At 70.6% G+C, this 24824-nt stretch carries 21 protein-coding genes, 1 tRNA gene and 4 pseudogenes; 10 read left to right on the plus strand and 16 right to left on the minus strand.

Annotated elements, in window-relative coordinates:
• A pseudogene (locus ACIQMV_RS15485) lies at positions 1 to 817 on the minus strand (OmpL47-type beta-barrel domain-containing protein); the annotation flags it as partial.
• A gap of 606 nt (positions 818 to 1423) precedes the next feature.
• Between ACIQMV_RS15485 and ACIQMV_RS15490 the strand changes: the two are divergent.
• The 4 genes and pseudogenes from ACIQMV_RS15490 to ACIQMV_RS15505 all read left to right on the plus strand — a co-directional run.
• Complete coding sequence (locus tag ACIQMV_RS15490) at positions 1424 to 2446, plus strand: multicopper oxidase domain-containing protein (RefSeq protein WP_402593109.1); 1023 nt, start codon at positions 1424 to 1426, stop codon at positions 2444 to 2446.
• A 281-nt stretch (positions 2447 to 2727) separates the two neighbouring features.
• Positions 2728 to 3663, plus strand: a pseudogene (locus ACIQMV_RS15495) (ThuA domain-containing protein); the annotation flags it as partial.
• Positions 3664 to 3669: 6 nt separating this feature from the next.
• A pseudogene (locus ACIQMV_RS15500) lies at positions 3670 to 5619 on the plus strand (ThuA domain-containing protein); the annotation flags it as partial.
• 9 nt (positions 5620 to 5628) lie between these two features.
• A pseudogene (locus ACIQMV_RS15505) lies at positions 5629 to 6762 on the plus strand (family 16 glycoside hydrolase); the annotation flags it as partial.
• A 96-nt stretch (positions 6763 to 6858) separates the two neighbouring features.
• Here ACIQMV_RS15505 and ACIQMV_RS15510 read toward each other — a convergent pair.
• Positions 6859 to 7197, minus strand: a complete 339-nt coding sequence (locus ACIQMV_RS15510) for a GNAT family N-acetyltransferase (RefSeq protein WP_402593111.1) — start codon at positions 7195 to 7197, stop codon at positions 6859 to 6861.
• Between the two features lie 40 nt (positions 7198 to 7237).
• Positions 7238 to 8227: a pirin family protein gene (locus ACIQMV_RS15515; protein ID WP_402593113.1), complete on the minus strand. Its 990-nt coding sequence runs from the start codon at positions 8225 to 8227 to the stop codon at positions 7238 to 7240.
• A 136-nt stretch (positions 8228 to 8363) separates the two neighbouring features.
• On the opposite strand from ACIQMV_RS15515, the gene ACIQMV_RS15520 reads away from it, so the two are divergent.
• Positions 8364 to 8843: a carboxymuconolactone decarboxylase family protein gene (locus ACIQMV_RS15520; protein WP_402593115.1), complete on the plus strand. Its 480-nt coding sequence runs from the start codon at positions 8364 to 8366 to the stop codon at positions 8841 to 8843.
• Between the two features lie 21 nt (positions 8844 to 8864).
• On the opposite strand, the gene ACIQMV_RS15525 is transcribed toward ACIQMV_RS15520, so the two are convergent.
• From ACIQMV_RS15525 to ACIQMV_RS15550, 6 genes are all read right to left on the minus strand, one after another.
• Positions 8865 to 9887, minus strand: a complete 1023-nt coding sequence (locus ACIQMV_RS15525) for an acetamidase/formamidase family protein (RefSeq protein WP_141356060.1) — start codon at positions 9885 to 9887, stop codon at positions 8865 to 8867.
• A 51-nt stretch (positions 9888 to 9938) separates the two neighbouring features.
• The gene (locus ACIQMV_RS15530; protein WP_402593117.1) at positions 9939 to 11360 is read right to left on the minus strand and encodes an APC family permease; all 1422 of its coding nucleotides are present in this window, start codon (positions 11358 to 11360) and stop codon (positions 9939 to 9941) included.
• Positions 11361 to 11645: 285 nt separating this feature from the next.
• A tRNA-Pro gene (locus ACIQMV_RS15535) sits at positions 11646 to 11719 on the minus strand.
• 75 nt (positions 11720 to 11794) lie between these two features.
• Positions 11795 to 12430 carry an SRPBCC family protein gene (locus ACIQMV_RS15540; protein ID WP_402593119.1) on the minus strand — a complete coding sequence of 212 codons (636 nt, stop codon included), beginning with the start codon at positions 12428 to 12430 and terminating at the stop codon, positions 11795 to 11797.
• Positions 12427 to 12789, minus strand: a complete 363-nt coding sequence (locus ACIQMV_RS15545; RefSeq protein WP_141356066.1) for a helix-turn-helix transcriptional regulator — start codon at positions 12787 to 12789, stop codon at positions 12427 to 12429. The genes ACIQMV_RS15540 and ACIQMV_RS15545 overlap by 4 nt, the downstream gene beginning before the upstream one ends.
• 80 nt (positions 12790 to 12869) lie before the next feature.
• A complete protein-coding gene (locus tag ACIQMV_RS15550; protein WP_402593121.1) occupies positions 12870 to 13394 on the minus strand; it encodes a MarR family winged helix-turn-helix transcriptional regulator in 525 nt (174 codons plus the stop codon).
• A gap of 239 nt (positions 13395 to 13633) precedes the next feature.
• Between ACIQMV_RS15550 and ACIQMV_RS15555 the strand changes: the two genes are divergently transcribed.
• Entirely contained in the window at positions 13634 to 14071 is a 438-nt protein-coding gene (locus ACIQMV_RS15555) for an SH3 domain-containing protein (RefSeq protein ID WP_402593122.1), read from the plus strand.
• Positions 14072 to 14234: 163 nt separating this feature from the next.
• On the plus strand, positions 14235 to 15110 hold the full coding sequence (locus ACIQMV_RS15560) for a DUF2690 domain-containing protein (RefSeq protein WP_402593124.1): 876 nt from the start codon (positions 14235 to 14237) through the stop codon (positions 15108 to 15110).
• Between the two features lie 23 nt (positions 15111 to 15133).
• Here ACIQMV_RS15560 and ACIQMV_RS15565 read toward each other — a convergent pair whose 3' ends face one another.
• From ACIQMV_RS15565 to ACIQMV_RS15590, 6 genes are all read right to left on the minus strand, one after another.
• Complete coding sequence (locus tag ACIQMV_RS15565; protein ID WP_402593125.1) at positions 15134 to 16459, minus strand: MFS transporter; 1326 nt, start codon at positions 16457 to 16459, stop codon at positions 15134 to 15136.
• A gap of 174 nt (positions 16460 to 16633) precedes the next feature.
• Positions 16634 to 17584 carry a catechol 2,3-dioxygenase gene (locus ACIQMV_RS15570; RefSeq protein ID WP_402593127.1) on the minus strand — a complete coding sequence of 317 codons (951 nt, stop codon included), beginning with the start codon at positions 17582 to 17584 and terminating at the stop codon, positions 16634 to 16636.
• Positions 17565 to 18707, minus strand: a complete 1143-nt coding sequence (locus tag ACIQMV_RS15575) for a 4-oxalomesaconate tautomerase (RefSeq protein ID WP_402593129.1) — start codon at positions 18705 to 18707, stop codon at positions 17565 to 17567. The genes ACIQMV_RS15570 and ACIQMV_RS15575 overlap by 20 nt, the downstream gene beginning before the upstream one ends.
• Entirely contained in the window at positions 18704 to 19414 is a 711-nt protein-coding gene (locus tag ACIQMV_RS15580) for a 4-carboxy-4-hydroxy-2-oxoadipate aldolase/oxaloacetate decarboxylase (protein ID WP_402593130.1), read from the minus strand. Before ACIQMV_RS15580 ends, ACIQMV_RS15575 begins: the two co-directional genes overlap by 4 nt.
• Positions 19411 to 20202: a PIG-L deacetylase family protein gene (locus tag ACIQMV_RS15585; protein ID WP_402593132.1), complete on the minus strand. Its 792-nt coding sequence runs from the start codon at positions 20200 to 20202 to the stop codon at positions 19411 to 19413. The genes ACIQMV_RS15580 and ACIQMV_RS15585 overlap by 4 nt, the downstream gene beginning before the upstream one ends.
• A gap of 96 nt (positions 20203 to 20298) precedes the next feature.
• Positions 20299 to 20949, minus strand: coding sequence for a GntR family transcriptional regulator (locus tag ACIQMV_RS15590; protein ID WP_402593134.1), 651 nt, complete (start codon positions 20947 to 20949; stop codon positions 20299 to 20301).
• A gap of 243 nt (positions 20950 to 21192) precedes the next feature.
• Between ACIQMV_RS15590 and ACIQMV_RS15595 the strand changes: the two genes are divergently transcribed.
• Entirely contained in the window at positions 21193 to 21537 is a 345-nt protein-coding gene (locus tag ACIQMV_RS15595) for a cupin domain-containing protein (RefSeq protein WP_401779350.1), read from the plus strand.
• 15 nt (positions 21538 to 21552) lie between these two features.
• On the opposite strand, the gene ACIQMV_RS15600 is transcribed toward ACIQMV_RS15595, so the two are convergent.
• Positions 21553 to 22587, minus strand: coding sequence for a LacI family DNA-binding transcriptional regulator (locus ACIQMV_RS15600; protein ID WP_402593136.1), 1035 nt, complete (start codon positions 22585 to 22587; stop codon positions 21553 to 21555).
• A gap of 242 nt (positions 22588 to 22829) precedes the next feature.
• Here ACIQMV_RS15600 and ACIQMV_RS15605 point away from each other — a divergent pair, with 242 nt between their 5' ends.
• Together ACIQMV_RS15605 and ACIQMV_RS15610 are read left to right on the plus strand one after the other, a co-directional pair.
• Complete coding sequence (locus ACIQMV_RS15605; protein WP_402593138.1) at positions 22830 to 24005, plus strand: phytanoyl-CoA dioxygenase family protein; 1176 nt, start codon at positions 22830 to 22832, stop codon at positions 24003 to 24005.
• Between the two features lie 8 nt (positions 24006 to 24013).
• A complete protein-coding gene (locus ACIQMV_RS15610; RefSeq protein ID WP_402593140.1) occupies positions 24014 to 24814 on the plus strand; it encodes an SDR family oxidoreductase in 801 nt (266 codons plus the stop codon).
• Positions 24815 to 24824 lie beyond the last annotated feature (10 nt).

The following is a 24824-nucleotide window of genomic DNA, read 5'->3' on the forward strand; positions in this document are numbered from 1 at the left end:
AGGCCGCACCGTCCAGCGAATACTCGACCTTCGCCACACCCGACTCGGCATCGGACGCGGACACCGTCACGGTCGCACTGCCGACGTAGTTACCGGAAGCATCCTTCGTCCCGGACACGGTCGCCGACGTCTCCGGCGGCGTCTTGTCCTCCGGAACAGCCGCCACCACGGTGAACTCCACCGACTTCACAGCCGACGTGTTCCCCGCCTTGTCCGACGCCCGATACGACAACGTATGCGCACCGACCTGACTCACCTCAACCGGCTTCGAATAAGCCGCGAACGCACCACCGTCCAGCGAATACTCCACACTCGCCACACCCGACTCGGCATCCGAGGCGGACACCGTCACCGTCGCACTGCCCACGTAGTTACCGGAAGCATCCTTCGTCCCCGACACCGTCGCCGACGTCTCCGGCGCGGTGGTGTCGCCGCCCTGTGCCGGGGTGACGACGAGTACACCGGTCATCAGCTGGTGGCCCGGCATCGCGCAGAAGTAGCGGTAGACACCGGGCGTGAGGACGACTTCGGCCGTGTACTTGCCGCCGTTGGAGTCGAAGGGGCTCGCCTGGAGGTTGAGGCTGACGTCCTTGTTGTAGTCGGAGTTCGAGACGTCGAAGGTCAACGTGTGCGGCATTCCGGTGGTGTTGCCGGTCGCCGCGCTGTTCTCGAACACGATCGTCGTCGGGCCGGCCACCGCGGTGGTGGGGGCCGACGTGTACTTCGTGTAGTCGTCGCCGGCCGTCCAGGTGAGCACCTGGTTCGCCGCCTTCTCGGACCCGCGGCTCGCCGCCGCGTACGCGGCAGGCACGGCCAGCGAGAAGGCCGCGAGGGCGACGGCCACCAGCGCCACCAGCACCGGATGTGCGCGGAATCGGTTGCGTGGCGCTGATCTTGAGAGGGGCGGATCCGTCTTGGCATGGAGCAGTCTTCTGAACACCGCTGCACCTTTCGCGAATTCGCTTGTGCGGCACCGCGCAGGGACTCGCGATCCCGTCTAGTGGATGTCCAGCCGCCGGGATGAGCGCGTCGAGGGGGTGGTCTCCCGGACCCAACCTCTCTCAAAGTGCGGCAACGTTGGGAAGCTACCGGGCTTTTGACTACTCGCCAAGGTCTATGGCCACAATCCAACCAACTTTGACCTGAGTCTGGAAAAACTGGAGGGGCGCCCGCTACGGTGAGGCGGTCCCGAGGCGAATCCCGTTCGCCCAGCCGTCCCGATTCCCGCCGTATCCGGCCCATCGAGCCAGGCCGGACGGCTGCCACCGGAGTCCGATCCGACGACCGCCCGCCTGCCCCACGGGCCTGAACGCCCCGCGCACCACCGCCCACCGCCCTGACGGGACGGCTGCCGTCGGCGGCGGCTCACATCACCACCACGCGACGCCTTCGGGCCCGCACGCGTTTTGAGGATTGGAGAGCGATGACCGAGTCAGGCGCAGGTACGAGACGCCTCTTCTCCCGGCGAGCCTTCGCCGCGGGGGCGGCCGCCACGGCGGTCGTACCCACGGTGCTCGGCGCCACCGCCGCCACCGCCGACCCGAAGGACAAGCCGACGGGGAACGGACAAGGAAACGGCAAGGGCACCGTCCGCAACCTGACCCTGTACATGGAGAGGCTGCCGAACGGGGACATGGGCTACGGCCTGAAGCCGGGCGAGGCGACGATCCCCGGCCCGCTCATCGAGCTGACCGAGGGCGACACGATGAACATCGAGGTCGTCAACAACCTGGACGTCGCCGCGAGTCTGCACGTGCACGGCATGGACTACGACGTCGCCAGCGACGGCACCAAGATGAACGACAGCGTCGTCGAGCCGGGCGGTCGGCGGACCTACGTCTGGCGCACCCACGCCCCGTCGAACCAGGGCGGGACGTGGGAGGCCGGCAGCGCCGGCTACTGGCACTACCACGATCACAACGTGGGAACCGAGCACGGTACAGGCGGCATCAAGAAGGGCCTCTACGGTCCCGTGATCGTGCGCCGCAAGGGCGACGTGCTGCCCGACAAGCAGTTCACGGTCGTGTTCAACGACATGACGATCAACAACCGGGGCGCCCACGACGCGCCCACCTTCAAGGCCGTCCGCGGTGAGCGGGTGGAGTTCATCGTGATCACACACGGCGACTTCTTCCACACCTGGCACATCCACGGCCACCGCTGGGTGGACAACCGCACCGGTATCCTCCAGGGTCCGCAGGACGTGAGCCGGGTCATCGACACCAAGACGGTCGGCCCCGCGGACTCCTTCGGGTTCCAGGTGATCGCGGGTGACCGGGTCGGCGCGGGTGCCTGGATGTACCACTGCCACGTCCAGAGCCACTCGGACATGGGCATGGCCGGTGTGTTCCTCGTGACCGAGGCCGACGGCTCGGTCCCCGGCGGCATGCCCCACCACATGGCCGAGACCGACGGCTCGGTCGCCGACGGCATGCACCACCACTAGAAGGCAGCGGCGGCGCCCTCGATCCGGGCTCCGCCCCCCAAGCCACGCCCGTCGTACCACCTGACGGTCCGACGGGCGTGTACGACTGCCGCCGGCCGGTCCTCACCCGCAAGGACCTGAGGCGAACCTGTCCTCGTCCCTCCGGCACCCGTCCTTCCCGGGCATCGTGACCGCCCGCCGAAATCCGTCTCACCCGGCGCACGCCGGGTGAGGCGTCCGCGGCAGCCCTCGCTCCATCCCCTGATCGCTCTTCCGTTGTCGGATCGAGTCAAGGAGCAAGCATGGGCAAGAGAGACCGGTTCGCCCTCTCACGACGAAGCGGAGCGCCGCCGTCGCGTCCCGCGCGGGCCTCTGGTCACGCGTGGTCCTGGCGCCGTGCGGTCGTCCTGCTGTCCAGCGCCGCGCTGACCGTGGGACTTGCCACGCTGCCGGCCGTGGAGGCGAACGCGCAGCCGCCGGCTGAGACCACCCAGGGCGCCGGCGCCGAGAGCCAGGTGAACGTCCTGGTCTTCCACGGACCGGCCGCCAAGCAGGACGACCCCGTGAAGAAGGCCGCGGCGGCGATCGAGACCCTCGGCGAGAAGAACGGGTTCAAGGTCGTCGAGTCCGATGACGCCGGTGTGTTCACCACCGCGAGCCTCGCCAAGTACCGAGGGGTGGTGTTCCTGTCGGCCGACGGCGTGACCCTCAACGCCGAGCAGGAATCCGCGTTCCAGTCGTACATCAAGAACGGCGGCGGATTCGTCGGCGTCCACGACGCCGCCCGGGCGCAGTCCGACTCCTCCTGGTTCACCGGGCTGATCGGCACCCGGCCCGCCCTGGGCCTGCCCGACGCCGAGAAGGTCGTCGAGAGCGCGGTCAACTCGGACAACCCGCCGAGCGAGACCAAGGACAAGCTGTTCGACGGCAAGGACGACACCAAGTGGCTGGCCCGTACGCCGACCGCCTGGGTCACCATGAAGCTGGACAAGCCGGTCGCGGTGGTCAACTACGCTCTGACCTCCGCCAACGACTACCAGGGTCGGGACCCGAAGGACTGGAAGCTCCAGGGTTCGCAGGACGGCCAGAACTGGACGACCCTGGACACCCGGAGCGGCGAGACCTTCCCGTCGCGGTTCCAGACCCGGCAGTTCCAGTTCTCCAACAGCACGGCCTACCAGCACTACCGGCTGGAGATCACCGCGAACAGCGGTGAGCCGCTGACCCAGTTGGCCGAGCTGCGGCTGTTCAACGCCAACCCGACGCCCCCGCAGGCCTCCAAGGTCCAGCAGGCCGTGGTTGACGTGACGGACCGTCAGCACCCGGCCAACGAGGGCCTGCCGCTGAACTGGACCCGCTCCGACCAGTGGATCAACTGGGATCCGAACCCGATCGGCAAGGTCCACACCATCGCCCAGGTCGAGGAGTGGAAGTACAAGCCGGGCGCCGGCGCCAACGGCGCGTTCCACCCGATCTCGTGGTGCCGTGACTACGACGGCGGCCGGTCCTTCTACACCGGCATGGGCCGCACCGAGGAGAGCTACACCACCGACACCAAGTTCCAGAGCCACCTCCTCGGCGCCATCCAGTGGACCACCGGCATGGTCCGCGGCGACTGCCAGGCGACCATCGCTTCCAACTACAAGACCGAGCGCCTGACCGCCCAGAACCAGGCGGGGCAGCTCGACCAGATCGGTGAGCCGCACGGTCTCACCATGGCCCCCGACGGCAAGGCCTTCTACATCGGCAAGGCCGCCTGCCCGTCCGGCCCGATCGTCGACTGGAACGACCCCAAGGTCGGTCTGGGCTGCGGCACCATCCACCAGTGGGACCCCAAGACCAAGAAGGTCAAGCTGCTCACCACGCTCGACGTGATGGGCAACCGGGGCAGCGGCGACGAACTGGTCAAGAACGAAGAGGGCCTCGTCGGCATCACCCTCGACCCGAAGTTCGACAAGAACGGGTGGATCTACATCTACTGGATGCCGCACGAGTCGATCGACCGCGACAAGCGGATCGGCCAGCGGACGGTCTCCCGGCTGACCTACGACTTCGCGTCCGAGTCCATCGACCAGGGCACCCGTAAGGACCTGCTGCACTGGGACACGCAGATCCACAGCTGCTGCCACGCCGGTGGCGGCATGTCCTTCGACAAGGACGGCAACCTCTACATCGGCTCCGGGGACAACAACTCCTCCGGCGGCTCCGACGGCTACTCCGGGAACAACTGGACCCAGGACTACAAGGGCGTCTCCTTCCAGGACGCACGCCGCACCTCCGGCAACACCAACGACCTCAACGGCAAGATCATCCGTATCCACCCCGAGTCCGACGGCACCTACACCATCCCCAAGGGCAACCTCTTCGCGCCGGGCACGGCCAAGACCCGCCCGGAGATCTACGTGATGGGTGTCCGCAACATCGCGCGGCTCTCCATCGACCCGGTGCACAACTGGCTGAACGCCGGCTGGGTCGGTCCGGACGCGGGAGCCTCCAACCCGGAGCTGGGCCCGGCCAAGTACGAGACGGCCACGGTCATCACCTCCGCGGGCAACCAGGGCTGGCCGTACTGCATGGGCAACCGGCAGCCGTACCGTGACCGCAGCAACACCGACGCCAAGGTCCTCACCGGCTGGTACGACTGCGACCACCTCAAGAACGAGTCGCCCCGCAACACCGGTCTGGTGGACATCCCGCCGGCCCGCGACAACATGATCTGGTACTCGCCCCAGGGCGGCGGACCGGTCTTCCCCGAGCGCTCCGACGGCAGCGGCGTCCCCAGCTACGTCGACAGCGAGGCCACCTACACCCAGCCGTACCTCAAGGGCGGCGGCCAGGCCGTCATGTCCGGTCCGACCTACCACCGTTCCCAGGTGGACACCAAGAGCGGTGTCGCCTGGCCGGCGTACTGGGAGGACAAGTGGTTCATCGGAGACGAGTCCAACGCCAACAACCGGGTCGCGGTGACCCTCGACCCCGACCACATCAAGGACCAGGGCGCGCCGGCCTTCGGTGAGGACCTGCGCAGCATCATCGCGCCCGGCGGCGGCGCCACCCAGCTGCAGAGCTGGATGGACGCCAAGTTCGGTCCCGACGGCGCCCTGTACATGCTCGACTACGCGGGCGGCTTCTTCAGCCTGCACAACAACCAGAAGCTCATCCGCATCACCTACCAGGGCGGCCCGGCCACCCCGAAGCCGCAGGACGCGGGGGCGCGGGTCATCACCCAGAGCAAGCCGAAGGCGGTGGCGTTCTCCAGCGCCAAGACCGGCGGTGTGGCCTGGGAGTGGGACTTCGGCGACGGCAGCAAGCCCTCGCACGAGGCCAACCCGACGCACACGTACGCCGACTACGGCACGTACCACGCGAAGCTGACGGTCACCTACGCCAACGGCGAGAAGGCCACCGCGACGCTCGACGCCAAGGCCGGCTGTCCGGCTCCCGACGCCCGGCCGACCGTCCAGCTGCTGGACACCGACACGGGCGTGACCAACCACAAGGCCGGTGGCGGCTGCACCGTCAACGACCTGATCGACGACGAGGCCTCCTGGTCGAACCACGGCGAGTTCGTCAGCCACGTCAACGCCGTGGTCAACGACCTCCGCAAGGAAAACGTCCTCGACAACCGCGAGTCGTCGGCGATCAGCAAGGCGGCGGCGAAGTCCGAGATCGGCAAGGTCGCCGGATACAAGTCCATCTTCGACGGGACCGCGGCGAGTCTGGCCGACTGGCGGCAGGCGGGCGCGGGCTCGTTCTCGGTCCAGCCGGACGGCACCATGCGCAGCTCCGGCGGCATGGGCATGCTGTGGTACGCCAAGCAGGAGTTGAAGGACTTCTCGGTCAGGCTCCAGTTCCGGGACGTGGCTCCGGACAACGCCAACGCCAACAGCGGCGTCTTCATCCGGTTCCCGGACCCGCGCACACCGCTGGCGGAGCGCCCGGCCGGCAGTTGCGGGACGGTGGGCTCGGCCCGTACCGCCCCCGAGTGGGTCGCGATCTACTGCGGCCAGGAGATCCAGATCTACGACGGGGCCACGGGCGAAGCCCAGAAGACCGGTTCCGTCTACAACTTCAAGTCGCTTGGCCTGGACAAGGCGGGGGTGACCCCGAAGGGCCAGTGGAACGACTACGAGGTGCGTGCGGTCGGACAGCACTACACGATCATCCGCAACGGCGTGGTGATCAACGAGTTCGACAACACGCCCGGCAAGTCGTCGTCCCGTGCGGGTGACCCGCCCACGGACCTGCGTCAGTTCCTCAGCGGGTACATCGGGCTGCAGAACCACAGCAACACCGATCTGATCGAGTTCCGCAACATCCGGGTACGGAGTCTGTAGCCGGACAGCAAGAGGAGCCGGGCTCGGGGCGGTCGCCCCGGGCCCGGCTCCTCTTTTTCCCGCTTCCGCGTCGGCCGGTTCTAAGCGTGCGAGCGGTCAGCCCAGTTGGGTGTCCAGCCACTGCAGGACGTCGGGGGTCACGGGGTCGGTGATGTCGGCGAACTCCTCGTGCCTCTTCAGGAACTTGGCCACGTACGGACAGACGGGCACGATCCGCTTTCCGGACTCGCGTACGTCGGTGAGCGCCTCCTGGACCAGCTGGGAGGCGAGGCCCTGTCCGGCGAAGGCGTCGTCGACCTCGGTGTGGTAGAAGACGCGCTGTTCACCGCGGTCGCGGTAGGCGGTCAGTCCGGCGCGCTTGCCGTCGACCAGGATTTCGTAGCGGTGCTTCGCGTCCGCCCGCTGGACGGTCGCAGCGGTGGAGGGCTGGCTCATCGGATGCCTCTCGGATGGGGTCGGTGACACGTCGAACGGATCAGTGGCGCGGTGGATTCCTGCGCGGCGTGATGACGGCGTTCGGCAGTGCGGGGGCGGGAAGCCGGTCTCCCGGGTACCCCTCGACCGCGCCGAAGCGATCGGAGGAGTTCTGCCATGCGTCACGGGCCTTGGCGATGTCCTCGTGGCTGCGCCCGATGAAGTTCCACCACATGACGATCTCCTCCTCGAACGGGGTTCCGCCGAGCAGGACCGTCCGTGCGATGTCGTCCGACTCGTTCGTCAGCGTCAGCGCGTCGACGCCCGGATGGGCGTAGCCCATCTCCGCGGGAGCCACCAGGGTGCCGGCCAGGCGTACCTCTCCCTGGTCGACCAGGAGGCCGTGCTCGAAGCCGGGGTCCACGGCGAGCGTGAGGGCGGCGCGCGGCTGGAGGACGATCTCGGCGCCGAGCAGGGGCGTGAAGGTCCGCACCGGGGAGGCGTGGCCGGCCAGGGAGCCCAGGAAGACCCTGATCTCGGCCCCGTCGATCCGCGCGGGCTCGGGTACGTAGTGCTGGAAGTCCCGTGCGGCGTCGCGGTGCTCCCCCGGCAGCGCCACCCACAGCTGGACTCCGTGCAGGACGGTGGTCCGTGGGGTGGAGACCTCCGAGTGGCAGATGCCGTACCCGCCGGTCATGAGGTTCAGCTCGCCGGGCCGTACGTAGGCGTGGCTGCCCAGGCTGTCCCGGTGCTCGATCTCCCCGCTGAACAGCCAGCTCACCGTCTGGAGCCCGGTGTGCGGATGCGGGGCGACGTCCATGCCGCCCGTCACCGAGACGTCGTCGGGGCCGTAGTGATCGGCGAAGCACCAGGCGCCGATCAGGGTCCGGGTGCGCTGCGGCAGGGTCCGCCGCACGGTCATCGCCCGGGGGCCGCCGAGGGGCACGTCCCGCGCGGTCAGGACGTCGACCCGGGCCGCCTCGGTCGGCCGCTCGCCGTCCGCCGGCCCGCCGCACCGCACTTCCATGGGTTTCGTCTCGGCGTTGCTCACCGTGGACCGCCTCTCCCAAGAATCGTTTTACATTCAACTATCATGCCGCGATAATAGGTCGGCGACACCGGCAGGTGCACACGACACGACACACCACACGACAAGGGAGCCGCACAGGCCCCGGAGGAGTCCCAGGTTGAGCACCCACACGACGGAGGCCGCGGACCGGCGGATCTTCATCGACAAGCAGAGCCCCACCGCCTACCGCGCGCTCGTCCAGACCGCGGAAGCGGTCCGTACGGTCGCCGCCGAGGCGGGGCTCGACCGGACGCTCGTGGAACTGGTCAACCTGCGCGTGTCGCAGATCAACGGCTGCGCCTACTGCCTCAACGTACACACCAGGGCGGCCGTGCGGGCGGGCGAGACCACACAGCGGATCGGGGTGCTGGCGGCCTGGCGGGACACCGAGCTGTTCACCCCCGACGAGCGCGCGGCGCTCGCGCTCGCGGAGGCGACCACCGACCCCGGTGACGCGGCGCTTCAGGAGGCCGCGTACGACACGGCCCGCGAGGTGCTCACCGACGACCAGATCTCCGCCGTGATCTGGGCGGCGGTCACCATCAACGCGTTCAACCGGATCTCGATCATGAGCAAGCATCCGGTGCGGCCGCAGTAGACGGCCCCTGGCCGGGGCGGCTCAGCGCTGCCGCAGGTATTCCGCGCCCAGCGCCCGCAACCGGTCGTGGACCCCGGTGTAGGCGCGGGCGCCGCCGAGGATCCGCTTGGGCAGCTTGGCGACCATCGTGTACTGGGTGTCGCAGACGTTCGCCGCCGGTGCCAGCCCGGCCTGGCTGACCAGCTGGTAGGCGTCCAGCTGGTCGAGCCCCAGCAGATCCGCCGTCCACTGCACCAGATCGTGCTGGCTGATCCGGAAGGCGTCCTCCAGGGGGCGCGCGTGGCCCGTGCTCAGCAGGAAGTCGTCGTTCTCCAGCCGCGGCACCGCGGGCGCGCCGCCCTTGACGAGATCCACGGCCACGACCGTGTTCATGGCGGTCTCCACAGCGGTCCCGCACACCTCGCCCTCACCCTGCCGGGCGTGGCCGTCCCCGATGGCGAGCATCGCGCCCTCGACGTTGACCCCGAAGTACACGGTGGTCCCGGCGCGCAGCTCGGGTGTGTCCATGTTGCCGCCGTGCACACCCGGTGAGATGGACATCAGCCGTTCGCCCGCGGCGGGGGCGACGCCGACCGTGCCGTGCATCGGATCCAGCGGCAGGTCCACCGCGAAGTCGCTGCGGCGGGCCTCGAACCGGCAGGTGCCGGCCTTGGCGTCGATGGCGTAGAGCCAGACCCGCTCCTCCAGCGCCGGATGCAGCATGGCGGTGGTATGGGTGGCGGTCAGCGCGCCGAAGTGCGGGAAGGTGCTGGACACGCCCCAGTCACGGGCCGGGGAGATGTCCACGAAGTGCACCGCCAGCGCGTCGCCGGGTTCGGCGCCGGCGACGGCGATGGGACCGGTGACCGGGTTCAGGTAGGGGAAGGTGCACACCTGGCTGGGCAGGTCGGCCGTTGCGCGTACCCGGCCGCCGAAGCAGTCCTCGGTGGTCAGCTCCACGATGCTGCCGGGCGGCACCGTCACGACGGGCGACCCGCCGCCGAAGGAGTAGGCGTACCGGTCCGGGTCCGTGGGGATGCTGATCACCTGGGCGAGCGTGTTCAATGCGACTCCTATCCTGCGGGGTGTACGGGATGCCGCGTGGGCGAGCGGCGCCTATCCGTCGCGCGGCGGTGTCGCCGCCGGCTCGTCCGTGGTCTCCATGACGGCCAGGCGCGGTCGGCGGCCGGTCAGCAGCAGCCCGGCCAGTACCGCCGCACCGACGCCCAGCCAGACGAACCCCAGTCGCTGCGCGGCGATGTCGGCGTTGAACACGACGTAGGCCAGGATGGCGAAGCCGATGGCGGGCGCGATCAGATGCCGCCAGTAGTCACGGCTGCGCCGGCGGATCAGGTAGTGGACGACCACGGACACGTGCAGGACCAGGAAGGTCGTCAGCGCACCGAAGTTGATCAGGGTGCTCAGCAGAGTCACGCCGTCGTCGCGGGAGTTCATGTAGAGGCCCAGCACCAGCGAGACGGCGGCCGTGAGCAGGGTCGCGTTGACCGGAACCCGGTGCCGTGGGTGAACCCTGGCCAGGAAAGAGGGCAGTTGCCGGTCCCGTGCCATCGCGTAGAGCAGTCGGGAGGTGGCGGCCTGGGCCACCAGCGAGTTGGCGAAGCCCCAGGCCACGGCGGTGGCCGCGGCGGTCAGGGTGGCCAGCCACTCGCCGGAGGCCACGCGGGCCGCGTCGTAGAAGGCGGTGCCGTCGGGGTCGCCCCGGTCGATGAGCTTGTCCGGGTCGGGCACCAGCAGGGCGGCCAGCCAGGTCTGGACGATGAACAGGGCGCCGGCCAGCAGCAGCGCCGCCACCATCGAACGACCGATGGCGCGGGCGGATTCCTTGTTCTCCTCGGCCAGCATCGAGATGCCGTCGAACCCGAGGAAGCTCAGCACGGCGATGGAGACGGCGCCGAAGACCAGCCCCCAGGAGAAGGTCCCGCCGTTGTAGACCGCGGTGAAGTCGAAACCGCGGCCCTTGCCCCGGGCGAGCGCGATCACGCCGATCACCACGAAGACCGCCAGCACGACGAGTTCGGCCAGCAGCATCACCTTGTTGACCCGCGCGGTCATCCGGATGCCCGCGTAGTTGACCGCGGTGTTGAGCACCACGAAGCCCAGCAGCCAGAGCCACACCGGGACGGCCGGGACCAGCGAGTTCATGGCGATCCCGGCGATCAGGTACAGCAGTCCGGGCACCAGCACGTAGTCGAGGAGGATCATCCAGCCGGAGAGGAACCCGACGGGAGCCGCGATGCCCCGTCCGGCGTACGCGTAGACCGAGCCGGACATGGGGAACGCCCGGGCCATCTGCGCGTACGACAGCGCGGTGAACATCATCGCCACCATGCCGATCGCATAGGTCAGGGCGACCATGCCGCCGGAGCCCTGGAAGACGCTGCCGAAGATCCCGAAGGGCGCGATGGGCACCATGAAGACCAGCCCGTAGACCAGCAGGTCGCGGAAGGTCAGGGAGCGGTGGAGTTCTTGCCGGTAGCCGTAGTTCTGGAGCGAGTCGGGAGGCGGACGTTCGGCCATCGCGTTCTCCTCACTGCCGGGTGCCGGAACTGCGGGGAGAGCGTAGGGCCAGTCGGTTCCGGACGGAAGCGTTACGGTGGGGACGGGCCGGTCGGTCGCGCCCCGGCCGCGTGGCCACCGCTCATGGGCGAGGGCGAATCGAAGAGCGCCCCGGGTGATGGTCCCCAACAGGCCGTGTGGGCCCGGCCCCGTCACGTGCGCTGCTCGCCACATGGTCCCCAGGAACGATCGAGGGGCCTTCTCAGGTTTCGTCTGAAAAGGCCCCTGACCGGCGACTTCGCAAAGTCGGGACGACAGGATTTGAACCTGCGACCCCTTGACCCCCAGTCAAGTGCGCTACCAAGCTGCGCCACGTCCCGGTGCGTTCGTGCGGGGATCCGCCCGAACGCGCAGGTGAACCTTACCTTACGCGGGCGGGTGCGACCGATTTCCGGCTATCCCTCCACGCCCGTGTAGGCGGCGGTGGTGCGGTCGGCGGCCTCGCGTGCGCGTGCCGGGTCCTCGCCGCTCGCGACGTTGGCCGCGTACCACCCCTCGCTGCTCGCGGCGACGAATCGGCGGCCCTCCTCGGAGCCCATCCAGGCCATGGCCTCGCGGGAGTCGACCGGAGCGCCGCTCGACAGGTGGAGGGTCAGACCGATGAGCATCATGTCCCAGCCGACCCCGACCGCGCCGGGGCCGAACTCGCCCCACTTGGTGTCGTCGACGTGGAAGAGGTGGTCCAGCTCGAAGCGCGTGCCGCCGCCGTCCCGCGGGGTCAGGCGCAGCTCGATCCAACTGGTCTCGCCGCCGTACTCCCAGGTCGCGGCGAAGCCCTTGGGCGGGTCGCAGCGTTCGATCGTGCCGCCGGCGTTGCCTTCGAGCTGGTAGTGGCCGCCCAGGCGGAGTTCGCCGGTGACGGGGAGGAACCAGCGCGGGATGCGCTCGGGGTTGGTGCAGGCGTCCCAGACGTCGTCGAGGGGGGCGTCGTAGGACTGGCTCACGGTGACCACACGGGCCTCGGCCGCCTTGAAGACGCGGCGGCCGACCTGGCGGTCCACGGCGTTGATCTGATGGGTCACGTCGATCATGGGGTGCTCCTCGGGGGGTCGTCGGCACCGCGCAGCCGGCGTTCGCGCCTGCCGCGGGCCAGCTCGGTGGCCAGCGCGTCCAGGGGCTGGGCCCAGAAGCCGCGGAACCGGTCGAGCCAGGCGTCGACGTCCCTGAGCGGTGCGGAGTTCACCGCGTACAGCCGCCGGGCGCCCTCGGGGCGGACGGTCGCGAAGCCGTTCTCCCGCAGCACCTTCAGATGCTGCGACACCGCGGGCTGCGAGATCCCGAACTCCGCCGTGACGGCGTCGCAGACGGCGCCGGAGGTCTTCTCGCCGTCGGCGAGCAGTTCCAGTATCCGCCGCCGGACGGGGTCGCCGAGGACGTCGAACGCGTGCATGGCCGCCAACGTATCACCCACCACTTATATAAGTCACCACTGATATGCCACCCGGCGCGGCCCCGGAGCCCAGCAGACCCTCAGCGCGTGCGCCGGGCCGCCTCTGCGGCCTCGTGTTCACCCTCGACATCCTTGGCGTAGACGAGGAAGTCGTCGACCATGCGATGGAAGAGCGCCGCGAGGCGGCGCAGGTCCTCCGGGGACCAGTCGGCCAGGGCGAGCTGCATGCCGCGGGCCCCGACCTCACGGATGCGGGAGATGGCGTCCTTACCGAGGTCGGTGAGCCGGATGCGCTGGGCACGACGGTCGTCGGGGTCGGGAATCCGGATCACATGGCCGGAGCGCTCCAACTGCTGCACCGTGCGCGTGACGTGGGAGGCCTCCACGCCCAGACGGTTGGCCAGCCCCCCCGGCCGCTGCGGCTCGCAGTCGGCGATCTGGCGCAGCAGGGCGACCGCCGCCCGGTCCAGCGGCACCCCGGCCAGACTCATCAGCCTCTCGTGCTGCCGGGCCCGTGTCCCCAGGTAGGTGATGCGCATCAGGGCGCGCTCGATCTCGGCCACTTCGGGCGAGACGGGTCCGGTGGGCAACGATGGAGTGACCATACCGGCAACTTTACCATATCATTGCCTTACTCAAGTAATTTGCTGCGACCTTGGAACGCAGTACGGCGACGTGTACGCGGAGCCGTTTTCCCGACCGGTCACGCCCCGGGCCCCGTCCCCGGGGACGGCTGGGACGTCCCCGGGGACGCGGGGACGGCATCCCGGAGGCGTGGCGCGGAAACGCTGGGCGGCATGCGATCACGACGCGTGATCGCAGGAACGACAGCCCGGAGGTTTCCATGATCCGACGGACCCTCACCAGCGGCGTGCTGGCCGCGGTCGCGACGCTCGCGCTCGTGCCCACGGCGGCCGACGCCGCCCCGGCCCACCCCGGCTCACGCCCGGCCGTGTCGGCGGTCGCACCGCACCTGCTTCCCCCGATGCTGCCCGAGCCCGCCCAGCCGGCGCGTCACGTCAACCGCTGGGCGACGCACCACCGTTCGATCCACTCCCTCGGACGCGTGGTCACGCACCGCCGGGCACTGAACGTCCGCTCCGGCCCCAGCACCCGGTACCGGGTGGTCGGCGTCCGGCACTCACACCGTCTGGTGGCGCTGAAGTGCCGGACGCACGGGTCATGGGTGGGCGGCACCCGGCAGTGGTACCGCCTCGCGCACGCACGGGGTTACGTCTCCGCGCACTACGTACGGGTACGGAGCACCTTGCCGTGGTGCTGACGCGCCGTCACGCCCGTACGCGGTGACCGGCCGGGCCCGTCCAGGAGCAGCGCGCTCCCGGACGGGCCGTCCGTTCGAGGTGTGTCGGTGCCCTCAGCCCGGGAAACCATCCCGACAACCGGGGCGAAACGCCCAAAGCGGGAGTGGAGTCGGGAGCAGCAGCATGCGGCAACCCCAAGGAACGGCAGCATCAACCGGGCAGTTGACGACAGCCCTGCGCGAGCTGCGGGACCGTACGGGTCTGAGCCTGGCGGCCCTGGCCGCGCGCACTCCGTACAGCAAGTCCGCCTGGCACCGCTATCTGACCGGGGCCAAGCACCCGCCCCGGTCGGCCGTGGAGGCGCTCGCCCGGCTCGCGGGCGCCGATCCGGTCCCGGCGCTGGCCCTGTGGGACGCCGTCGGCGAGTCCCCTTCCGTGGCCGCCGAGCCCGATCCCGGGCCTGATTCCGATCCCGGGCCTGATTCCGATCCCGGACCGGATCCCGGACACAAGTCCGGAGCCGAGCCCGTCCCCCGCCCCGAGGCCGAGTGCGCGTCCGAGCCGGCGAACCCGTTCAGGGCGCGGCTGAGACGCCTGCCGCTGCTGACGGCCCTCGCCCTGCCCGCCGCGGCCACCGCGGTGGCCGCGGGCCTCCTCACGCCCTCCCCCGGCAGGCCACCGGGCGCCCGGGTGGTGATGGCGTCGACACGCTGTCACAGCGCCTCCTGTCAGGGCGAGTTGCCCGATGCCTCGTCCTGCGCCGGGGACGCGCGCACCCAGAGCGCCGTGGCGGGCGCGACGTACACCGTGTGGCTGCGGTACTCGCCCTCCTGCCGTACCGCCTGGTCCCAGGTGCGGGTACGGGGCGCGGTCGCCCGGGAGATCTCCGTACGGGTGGGCGGGAACGCTCTGTCGGCCACCTACGCCGCCGCCGACGCCAGCGGCGACACGAGCCCCATGATCAGCGTCTCCTCCCCGCGGGGTGTGGAGGCCTGCGCCGAGGTCGAGGGGAAGCTGGCCTGCACAGGCCTGGACCCCGACGCGCCGGACCACCCGTGACGCCCACGGAAAGGGCGGGAGTGTCAGCTCGCGGCCAGGAGGTCCTGGCGGGGGCTGCTCTGCGCGGGGTCCTTCCGGCTCCGCAGGGCCGCGATGCCGATGAAGACCATGGAGGAGACGCCGGCCAGCGCGAAGGCCGTGAAACCCCAGTCGCCGTGGTCGGCGGCCAGCAACTGGCCGCCGAGCCAGGGGCCGAAGACGGCGCCGAAGCGGCCCATGCCGGAGGTCCAGCCGACGGCGGTGGCGCGGTTTCCGGCGTTGGAGCGGATGGAGACCGTGGCGTAGATCATGGTCTGCGCGCTGTTGAGGAACACACCGGTGAGGAACACCACCGTGAACGTCAGCGCCGGCGGCATGTGGACGCTGAGCAGGAAGACCCCGGCGGCGGTCAGCGCGAACCAGATCGCCGAGATGCGCGGGGCGCCGAAGCGGTCGGAGGCGCGGCCGGCGACGAGCATGCCCACGATGCCGCCGAGGTTGAACAGGACCACGAAGGTGAGCGCGGAGCCCAGGTTGTAGCCCTCGCCGCGCATCAGGGTGGGCAGCCAGGTGGCGACGCCGTAGACGAGGAGCAGACCGCCGAAGGAGGCCAGCCAGTACAGCAGGGTCTGGATCCACTCGCCGCCGCGGAAGAGGCCGGCCAGGGCGGCCAAGCGGTCGGCGCCCTCCTTGCGGGCGGGCGCCGCGGGCAGCTCCACCGCGTAGCGGGCGGCCAGTTCACGAGCCTCGTCGGCGCGGCCCTTGGCGACGAGGAAGCTCAGCGACTCCGGCATGGCCTTGGCGAGCACCGGCACGAACAGCAGCGGGGCCACGCAGACCCAGAACGCGGCGCGCCAGCCGACGGGCTCCACGAGCCACTTGGCCACGTAGGCGGAGAGGAGGCCGCCGGCGTGGTGGGCGGTCATCAGGGCGCCGACGGTGAGGGCTCCGCGGCCGCCCCGGGCGTAGTCCGTGACCATGCTGATCGCGGTGGGCAGCAGACCGCCGAGGCCGACGCCCGCGATGGTCCGGCCGAGACCGAACACCGTGACGCTGCCGGAGACCGCGCACAGGCCGGAGGCCAGGGAGAAGAGCGCGACACAGGCGACCATGAGCTTCTTGCGGCCGATCCGGTCGGCGACCGTGCCCGAGGTCAGCGCGCCGACGAGCATGCCGAAGGTGGCGTAGCTGCCGAGGTCGCCGGCCTGGCCGGGGGTGATCCCGAGGGCCTTCTGCTCCAGCATGTGCGGCAGCACCGAGCCGTAGATGAACATGTCGAGGCCGTCGAAGAGCACGGCCAGCCAGCACAGGCCGACGACCAGCGCGGCCAGTCTGCTGCCGCGCCCGGACAGAGCGGTGGAGGAGGACATCGTTGCTACCTCTCGTACGTGGGTGCGCTAGACGCTAAGGAGCCCCGAAAAAAGAGTCAACGTTTTTGTCAACAATCTCAGCAACAATCAGGTCGCGTGGTCCGCGGGCTGTGGCGTCGGAACCGAAGGAGGGCCGCACACCACCGTGTGCGGCCCTCGCTCGTCCCTTCCGTCTCAGCCGACGGGGGGTGTTCCGTGGGTGTGGAAGGACTCGATGGTCCGCAGGCCCCAGGCCTGCCCCTTGGCCCGGTCGGCCTCGGTCCAGGTGACCAGCGGCCAGTCCGGCGCCAGCACCAGCCGGGTGAGCGGGTTGCACAACTCGACGCGGTTGCCGCCCGGTTCGTAGACGTAGAGGAAGAACGTCTGCTGGATGGCGTGCTTGTGCGGACCGGTCTCGATGAACACTCGGCTGTCGATGGCGAGATCGGCGGCGCGCAGGATGTCCTCACGGGTGTCGGTGGCGAAGGCGATGTGGTGCAGCCGGCCGCTGGAACCCGTCCAGTCCTCGGTGTAGACGACGTCGTACGACTTGTCGGTGAAGGTCAGCCAACGGGCCGCGATCCTGCCGGAGTCCAGCCGTATCTGCTCGGTGGGCCGGGCGCCCAGCACCCGCTGCTGGAACTCGGCGTTGGCGAGCACGTCGGCGGCGAGGAAGTTGACGTGGTCCAGACGGCGCACGCCGACGCCCCGGTTGGGCTTGGCCTGGGGCTGGTTCTTCAGCGCGGGCTTCAGCTCGCCGGGGGCCCGATGGTGCTCGCTCTCCCAGTAGAGCGCGTGCTCGTGCCCGTCGGGGTCGGTGGTGACGTACAGCCTGCCGAGTCCGGGTTCGTCCTCGGTCCAGCGGCCGGGGCGGCCCGTCTCCTCGATCGCCTTCACCCGGCGCTGGAGGGCTTCCTCGCTGGACGTCCGCAGGGCGAGCCGGCCGAGACCGGGCTGGTCGCGGGCGGTGAGCACCAGGCTGTGGTGCTCGTAGTCGTCGAAGGTGCGCAGGTAGACGGTGTCGCCGTGCCGCTCGTTGACAGTGAGCCCGAGGTAGTCGGTGAAGAAGGCGACGCTGGCGTCCAGGTCCGGGGTGAACAGCTGGGCGTGGCCGATATGGGCGATGTCACGAAGGGGCGGAGCCATCGTTGTCTCCAGGGGTTCGTACGGGGGCGGGGGTGGGGGCGGCGGGAAGGACACCGGCCGGCCGGGGGAAGACGGTGCCGTCGAAGATCTTGCGCGCGGTGCGCACCACGGCGGTGCGGCGGGCGACGGGAGGGGCGTCACCGGCGCCGGGTACGACGTCGGTGTCGACCTCCAGGAATCCGGTGGGGTGTTCGATGCGCATACGGTGACCCTCGGCGGGCGGCCGTGCGATGCCCTCGGCCACGCTGCCGGGGAGGGCGAGTCCCGCCGCCACGCTCGCGGCGCCGAGGACGCCGATGGAGGTGTGGCAGCGCACCGGGATGAAGGTCCGGGTCGTCACGGCACCGCCGTTCCGGGGCGGCGCCAGCAGGCTCAGTTTGGGCACGGTCGCGGACTCGACGTCGCCGAGGCCCATGAGCGGGCCGGCTGCCAGCCGGATCTCCCGCAGCCGGTCGGCCAGTTGCCGGTCCTCCTCCAGTTCCGCCGGATCCTCGTAGCCGGTGACCTTCAGCGCGGTGGCGGGGATCAGCACGGTCGGCATGCCGTTGTCCACGCACGTCACGTCCGTACCGGCGATCGTGTCCCGGACCCGGCCGGTGGGCAGCAGCGGGCGGCCGGCGGCCGGGAACTCGATCATCACCGGAGCGGCGATGCCGGGCACCCCGGAGATCGCGGCGCCGCCGGTGTGGTCGACGCGCCCGCCGGGGGTGGGGAAGGTCGCGACCGCCGACTCCCCAGTGTTGCGCATCCGGATCCGTACCGAGGTCTCGCCGTCCCCGGGAGGCACGAGTCCGCGCTCGACGGCGAACGGCCCGACTCCGGCGAGGATGTTGCCGCAATTCTGGCGGTCCGTCACCTCTGCTCGGTCGACGGCTACTTGGAGGAAGAGGTAGTCCACGTCCGCCGCGGGGTCGGCGGAGGCGGAGACCACGGCGACCTTGCTGGTGAGCGGATGGCCGCCGCCGAGACCGTCGATCTGGCGCGGGTCGGGACTCCCCATGATCCGCAGCAGCAGGTCGTCGCGGGCGGCGGGGTCGGTGGGCAGGTCCTCGGCCAGGAAGTACGCGCCCTTGGAGGTGCCGCCGCGCAGGAGCGCGCAGCGGACCCCCTCGGCTCCGGTCACTCCCCGGCTCCGTCCCGCACATGGTCGTCGTACGCCTGCCAGGTCACGCCCAGTTGCGCGAGGGTGTCGCGCAACCCATAGCGGTCCAAGCCGAGTTGACCGTCCAGGAAGGCGGCCCGAGAGGCGGCCTCCTTGGCCTCCCTCGCCTCGGACGCCGCGACCGTACGCCGGGCCTTCTCACGCGCCACGACCACCACGCCGTCGTCGTCGGCGAGGATCACGTCGCCGGGCCGGACCACCTCACCGCCGATCGCCACGGGTACGTTGACCGAGCCGCCGGTCGCCTTCACGGTGCCCTGCGCGGATACGGCGGCGGCCCAGGCGGGGAAGCCCATCCCGCGCAGCTCGGCGACGTCCCTGACCCCCGCGTCGATGACCAGGCCGCGCACCCCGCGCCGCCTCAGCGCGGTCGCGAACAGTTCGCCGAACATGCCGTCGGTGGAGGGCGAGGTGGTGGCGACGACCAGGATGTCGCCCTCGCCGCACTGCTCGACGGCGGCGTGGATCATGAGATTGTCGCCGGGCCAGGACAGCACGGTCACGGCGGTGCCGGCCACCCGTACGCCGTCCTGGACCGGGCGCAGGCGCCCCGGCAGCAGACCGGTACGGCCCATGGCCTCGTGGACGGTGGCCACACCGTACCCGGCGAGCGCCCGTACGTCCTCGGCGTCGGCCTTCGGGGGGTTGGTGACGATCACGCCGCTCATGCCAGCTCCTTCGTGACCTGCGGGTAGGGGCGCATGTAGGCCTCGGCCATGGTCTTGTGCGGAAGGCCGAGGTTGGGGCCGGCGTTGCGCTTGAGCTGCACGCCGCGGCGGACGGCGAGGTCGGTGTAGTAGTCCCACAGGTGCCGCTGGGCGCCCAGGCATTCCATCGCCTCGCGTTTGGTCTCCCACACCTCGGTGATGTCCAGCAGCACTTCGGGCCTGAAGCCGCTCATCTCCGGCTGGTGCGGCTCGAAGTAGAAGACGGGCGGGGCGCCGATGATCTCGCCGGGGCCGGGGTAGCCGATGGCCTGCGCGAGTACACGGGCCTCCAGCGCCATGCGGTTGGCGGCCGGATGGTCACCGTTGTACGGGTCCTCCACCGGGTGGGTGAGGACCACGTCGGGCTGGGTCTCACGGTGAACAGCGACGAGCCGGTCGGTCAACTCGGGCGTGGGAACGAGGGGGTAGTCGCCGGCGTCGAAGAAGTGGATGCCGGCGCCGAGCGCGGCGGCGGCCTGCTCGGCCTCCGCGCGCCGTATCTCCTTGATCTCCTCCAGGTTCCTCCCCTCGCGCCAGGCCTTGGCCGACTCGCCGCGCTCGCCGAAGGTCAGGCACGCGATGGTGACCTTCTCACCGCGCGCGGCGGCCAGGGCGATCGCTCCGCCCGCCCGCCACACGAAGTCCCCGGCGTGCGCGGTGACGACGAGTGTCGATCGTGGCCGGGACCGGTGTCGCCCCTGGTCGAGGAAAGTCGAGGGCTGGGGCGAGGGCGCGCCTGGATGCGTCATTGCTCATACTCCGTGCCGTGGTGGACAGGTGTGCGCCCACGGCTCGCCGCCGTACGCGCGACGCACGGTCGCGCGACCTCCCTGCCGGGCGACGCGTCAGTCGCGCAACGCGTCGATCACGCTGGTGAGGTGGGCGCGGACGGCCGCCTCGGCCGCCTGCGGGTCCCTGGCCCCGATCGCCTCGATCATGGCCAGGTGCTCATTCAGGGACTGCTGTGGACGTCCCGGCCGCAGCGCCAGCTGAAAGCGGTGCCGCACCAGTTGGGCGTTGAGCCGTTCCAGCAGTTCCACGGCCGTGCGCTGGCCGGAGAACTCCCGGATCCGGGCGTGCAGTTCGTGGTTGAGATCGGAGTAGGTGACCGGCTCGCCCTCCTTCACGGCCTTCTCCATCGCCGCGCCGAGGTCCACGAGTTCGGCCAGCTGCTCGTCGCTCGCCGCGACGGCCGCCTTGGCCGCGCACAGCCCTTCGAGGACCATGCGGCACTCGGTGATGGCGACCGCTTCCTCCACGGTCACCACCCGTACCCGCGAACCTCGGTTGCGGATCCGCTCGACCAGGCCCTGAGCCTCCAGATCGATCAGCGCCGCGCGGATGCTGGCCCGTGTCACACCGAACTGCTCGGCGAGTTCGTTCTCCACCAGCCGCTGAGCCGGTGCCATCTCGCCGTGCAGGATCGCCTGCCGCAGCCGCGTGAGCGCATGCTGCTTGGCCTGCTCCCCGCTGCTCGGACGGGCTTGGTTCGGCATCGTGCCCTCCCTGAGTGAGTGCGTCTCGAACCTAAATCTAGCGAGACAAGATTGTCAACAATTTTGTTGGTCATACTGCCCGCGCGCACCTGCCCCCTGCGCCCGCCCCCTGTGCCTGCCCGCCAAGGCCCGCTCGCACCTGCCGGGCTTCCCGCGGGAAGCGACGAAGTGTCCGTGGGCCGGGGCCGATCCCCCACACTCTGTCCACGTTCCCGTGCCGTCCGCCCCGGCTAGGGTCACGGCATGACGCACAGTTTCGTTCTGCACGTTCCCGACGCCGACCTCGAGCCCGAGCCGCTCGACCCCGAGCAGATCGTCTCCGGGACGCCCGAGGTGACCGGCAAGGTGGTCTGGGAGTCGGCCGACGGCCGGCAGATCCGCGGGATCTGGCAGATCACCCCCGGGGTCGTCACCGACGTCGAGGCGGACGAGTTGTTCGTGGTGATCAGCGGCTCGGCGACCATCGAGGTCGAAGGCGGGGCGACCCTGCACGTCGGTCCCGGCGACATGGCGGTGCTGCGCGAGGGCGACCGCACGACGTGGACGGTGCACGAGACGCTGCGCAAGGCGTACGCGATCAACCTGTGAGGCACCTCGCGGGGTTCAGCCGGCCACCGGGTGCGGCGGCATGTTGTACGGGGTCACCACCTGGATCGCCGACGGAAGCGTCGGTCCCGCGGGCGGCAGGGCGCCGTGGGCCCGCATCACCAGGTGGCAGGCCTCCCGCATGTCCTGCCGCAGGTCGTGGTGGAGCACGGCGGACAGGCGGTGCTCGCGCAGCAGGCGGGTGTTGTCCTGGTCGAGGTCGTGCGCGATGAACACCGCGCACTCGCGGCCGAGGTCCGCGAAGGCCCGCAGGGTGGCGATGTTGCCGCCGCCGATCGAGTAGACCGCGCGGATCTGCGGGTCGCGCTCCAGAGCGGCCCGCACGAGGTCGTACTGCGTGGCGTCCAGGCCCTGGCCCTCGGCGATCTCCACCAGCGCCCGCCCGGGGTGGCGGGCGCGCATGGCGCCGCGGAAGCCCATCTCGCGTTCCTCCTCGTTGCGGAAGAAGCCGCTGCTGAGGCTGGTGAGCACATTGCCGGGCCGGTTGCCCAGCCACTGGCCCATCAGGTACGCGGCCGTCGCGCCCGCCGCCCGGTTGTCGCTGCCGACGTAGCCGAGCCGGGCGCTGGCGGGCAGGTCGGTGACCAGGGTGACGACCGGGATGCCCGCCGCCACCAGCCGGCCGACCGCCGCGCTGACCTCGGGGACGTCCGGGGCCTTGAGGATCACGCCCTGCGAGCCGCGCCGCGCGATCCGGTCGAGTACGGCGATCTGCTCGCGCACCGGACCGGTCTCGCGGAAGTGGAAGCGGGAACGCACCACGGCCGGGTGCAGGGACGGCAGTTCGGCCTCCAGGGCGGCCCGTACGGCGGTGCTGAACCGCTCGGGTGCCTGCATCACGATGTCGACCATGAAGGTGCGGCCCACCAGCCGGACCTGGGTGCGCTGCCGGTCGAGGTCGGCGATGGCCCGGTACACCTCCCGCGCGGTGCTCTCCCGCACCCCGCCTCGGCCGTTGAGCACCCGGTCGACGGTGGCCTCGCTCAGCCCTGCCTGACGTGCTATCTCGCGGATCGGGAAGGGGTGGCCCATGCGGCAGGCTCCTTGGGAGGTTCCCTGAGGGGTTTTTGATGGCTCGCTGCTGGTTGTTCGAGGTGTTTGTACTGACAAGAATGGCAGGACGCAACGGCCCTCGTGGCTGGGTCCGCCGACGACCGTCCCCGTGACCGAGTCCGCCCGTCACCGTCCCCGAGTCCGCCCATGACCGTCCCCGTCACCGAGCCCGCCCGACGACCGTTCCTCGGCCGCGTCGCCCGACGACCGAAAGGACGACGATGTCCTCCACCCCCGTACACCGCCGCGTCCGGCTGTCCGAGCAGGACTGCGACCTCGACTCCTTCCGCGCGCTCGTCGAGCGGGCGACCGATGCCGCCGACTACCCGCACGCCTCGTCGGTGGTCCACGACGTCCTCGTCTACGACGCCGAGCGGCTGCGCGGGCCCGCCGACCCCGCCGCCCGCGACGCCCTGCGGGCCGAACTGGTCCACGCCCTGGACGAGGGCCCCGGCATCGTGGTGTTCCGGGGCGCCTTCCCCGACACCGCGGTGGTCGACCGGGCCACCGCCGTCTTCCGCGCCCTGACCGCCGAGCAACGCGCCTCGGGCGCGGGCGCCGGGGACCACTTCGCCAAGCCGGGCGCCAACGACCGGGTGTGGAACGCCCTGGAGAAGGCGGCGCTGCACGACCCGGAGACGTTCGCCGACTACTACGCGAACGACGTCCTGGCGCTGGTCGGCGAGGCCTGGCTGGGCCCCGGCTACCAGGTCACCTCGCAGATCAACGTGGTCAACCCGGGCGGCGCGGCCCAGACGGCGCACCGCGACTACCACCTGGGGTTCCTGGCCAACGAGGTCGCCGCCGCCTACCCGGCGCACGTCCACCGGCTCTCCCCCGTACTGACCCTCCAGGGCGCGGTCGCACACTGCGACATGCCCGTGGAGTCCGGTCCGACGATGTACCTGCCGTACTCGCAGCGGTACGAGCCGGGGTACCTCGCGTGGCGACTGCCCGCGTTCCAGGCCTACTTCGAGGACCACCACGTGCAACTGCCGCTGGCCAAGGGGGACGCCGTCTTCTTCAACCCGGCGCTCTTCCACGCCGCCGGGACGAACCGGTCGGCGGACGTCCGGCGCATGGCCAACCTGCTCCAGGTCTCCTCCGCCTTCGGGCGGGCAATGGAGACCGTGGACCGCGAGGCCGTGGCGGGCGCCGTCTTCCCGGTGCTGCTCAAGCGCAAGGCGGAGGGTGCCGACGCCGCATGGCTGGACCGCGTCGTCGCCGCAAGCGCCGAGGGCTACCCGTTCCCCACCAACCTCGACAGCGATCCGCCGGTCGGCGGTCTGGCGCCGCCCTCGCAGGCGGACCTCGTACGGCGGGCGGTGCGCGAGGAGTGGACACCGGACGCGCTCCGCGAGGAGCTGCGGGCCGCCGCCGGGCGACGCGAGAGCTGAGGAGAGTCATGGGACTTCTCGACGGATCCACGAACGGTCTGCTGCACGGCAAGGTCGTCCTCGTCAACGGCGGCAGCCAGGGTGTGGGGGCCGCGATCGCGCGGGCCGCCGTCCGTGAGGGCGCCGTGGTCGCCGTGACCGGGCGGCGGACCGAGCCGGGCGAGGACCTGGTGGCGGAGCTGACGGCCGCCGGGGGCAAGGCGATGTTCGTCCGGGCCGACCTGGCCGACGCGGAGCAGGCCAGGGGGTCGGTGGCGCGGGTGGTCTCCGCGTACGGACGGATCGACTGCCTGGTGAACTCCGCGGGGCTGACCTCGCGCGGCACGCTCCTCGACACCACGCCCGAGCTGTTCGACGCGCACATCGCGGTCAACCTCAAGGGGCCGTTCTTCGCGATGCAGGCGGCGGTGGCCGACATGGTGGCCCGCGGGGCGCCGGGCACGGTCGTCAACATCATCACGTCCTCGGCGCACGGCGGACAGCCGTTCCTGGCGCCGTACGTCGCCGCCAAGGCCGGCCTGGCCGGACTCACCCGCAACGCCGCGCACGCCCACCGCTTCGACCGGGTGCGGATCAACGGCCTGAACATCGGCTGGACCGCGACCGAGGGCGAGGACGCCACCCAGCGTGCCTTCCACGGCGCCGGTGACGACTGGCGGGAGCGGGCCGGAGAGCGGCTGCCGATGGGCAGGCTCGGCCGACCCGACGAGATCGCCGACTTCGTGGTCCTGCTGCTGTCCGAGCGGTCCGGCGTGGTCACCGGATCCGTGATCGACTGGGACCAGAACGTGCTCGGCGGACTGGACTGACGTACTGCCG

The sequence above is a fragment of the Streptomyces sp. NPDC091412 genome (genome assembly GCF_044756885.1).
Taxonomy (GTDB): Bacteria; Actinomycetota; Actinomycetes; order Streptomycetales; family Streptomycetaceae; genus Streptomyces.

What these genes read in the sequence shown, in the direction of transcription:
- ACIQMV_RS15490 (WP_402593109.1), top strand. Translation starts at nt 1,424, where the DNA reads ATGACCGAGTCAGGCGCAGGTACGAGACGCCTCTTCTCCCGGCGAGCC.
- ACIQMV_RS15510 (WP_402593111.1), bottom strand. Translation starts at nt 7,197, where the DNA reads ATGAGCCAGCCCTCCACCGCTGCGACCGTCCAGCGGGCGGACGCGAAG.
- ACIQMV_RS15530 (WP_402593117.1), bottom strand. Translation starts at nt 11,360, where the DNA reads ATGGCCGAACGTCCGCCTCCCGACTCGCTCCAGAACTACGGCTACCGG.
- ACIQMV_RS15540 (WP_402593119.1), bottom strand. Translation starts at nt 12,430, where the DNA reads ATGATCGACGTGACCCATCAGATCAACGCCGTGGACCGCCAGGTCGGC.
- ACIQMV_RS15545 (WP_141356066.1), bottom strand. Translation starts at nt 12,789, where the DNA reads ATGCACGCGTTCGACGTCCTCGGCGACCCCGTCCGGCGGCGGATACTG.
- ACIQMV_RS15550 (WP_402593121.1), bottom strand. Translation starts at nt 13,394, where the DNA reads ATGGTCACTCCATCGTTGCCCACCGGACCCGTCTCGCCCGAAGTGGCC.
- ACIQMV_RS15555 (WP_402593122.1), top strand. Translation starts at nt 13,634, where the DNA reads ATGATCCGACGGACCCTCACCAGCGGCGTGCTGGCCGCGGTCGCGACG.
- ACIQMV_RS15560 (WP_402593124.1), top strand. Translation starts at nt 14,235, where the DNA reads ATGCGGCAACCCCAAGGAACGGCAGCATCAACCGGGCAGTTGACGACA.
- ACIQMV_RS15565 (WP_402593125.1), bottom strand. Translation starts at nt 16,459, where the DNA reads ATGTCCTCCTCCACCGCTCTGTCCGGGCGCGGCAGCAGACTGGCCGCG.
- ACIQMV_RS15570 (WP_402593127.1), bottom strand. Translation starts at nt 17,584, where the DNA reads ATGGCTCCGCCCCTTCGTGACATCGCCCATATCGGCCACGCCCAGCTG.
- ACIQMV_RS15580 (WP_402593130.1), bottom strand. Translation starts at nt 19,414, where the DNA reads ATGAGCGGCGTGATCGTCACCAACCCCCCGAAGGCCGACGCCGAGGAC.
- ACIQMV_RS15585 (WP_402593132.1), bottom strand. Translation starts at nt 20,202, where the DNA reads ATGACGCATCCAGGCGCGCCCTCGCCCCAGCCCTCGACTTTCCTCGAC.
- ACIQMV_RS15590 (WP_402593134.1), bottom strand. Translation starts at nt 20,949, where the DNA reads ATGCCGAACCAAGCCCGTCCGAGCAGCGGGGAGCAGGCCAAGCAGCAT.
- ACIQMV_RS15595 (WP_401779350.1), top strand. Translation starts at nt 21,193, where the DNA reads ATGACGCACAGTTTCGTTCTGCACGTTCCCGACGCCGACCTCGAGCCC.
- ACIQMV_RS15600 (WP_402593136.1), bottom strand. Translation starts at nt 22,587, where the DNA reads ATGGGCCACCCCTTCCCGATCCGCGAGATAGCACGTCAGGCAGGGCTG.
- ACIQMV_RS15605 (WP_402593138.1), top strand. Translation starts at nt 22,830, where the DNA reads ATGTCCTCCACCCCCGTACACCGCCGCGTCCGGCTGTCCGAGCAGGAC.
- ACIQMV_RS15610 (WP_402593140.1), top strand. Translation starts at nt 24,014, where the DNA reads ATGGGACTTCTCGACGGATCCACGAACGGTCTGCTGCACGGCAAGGTC.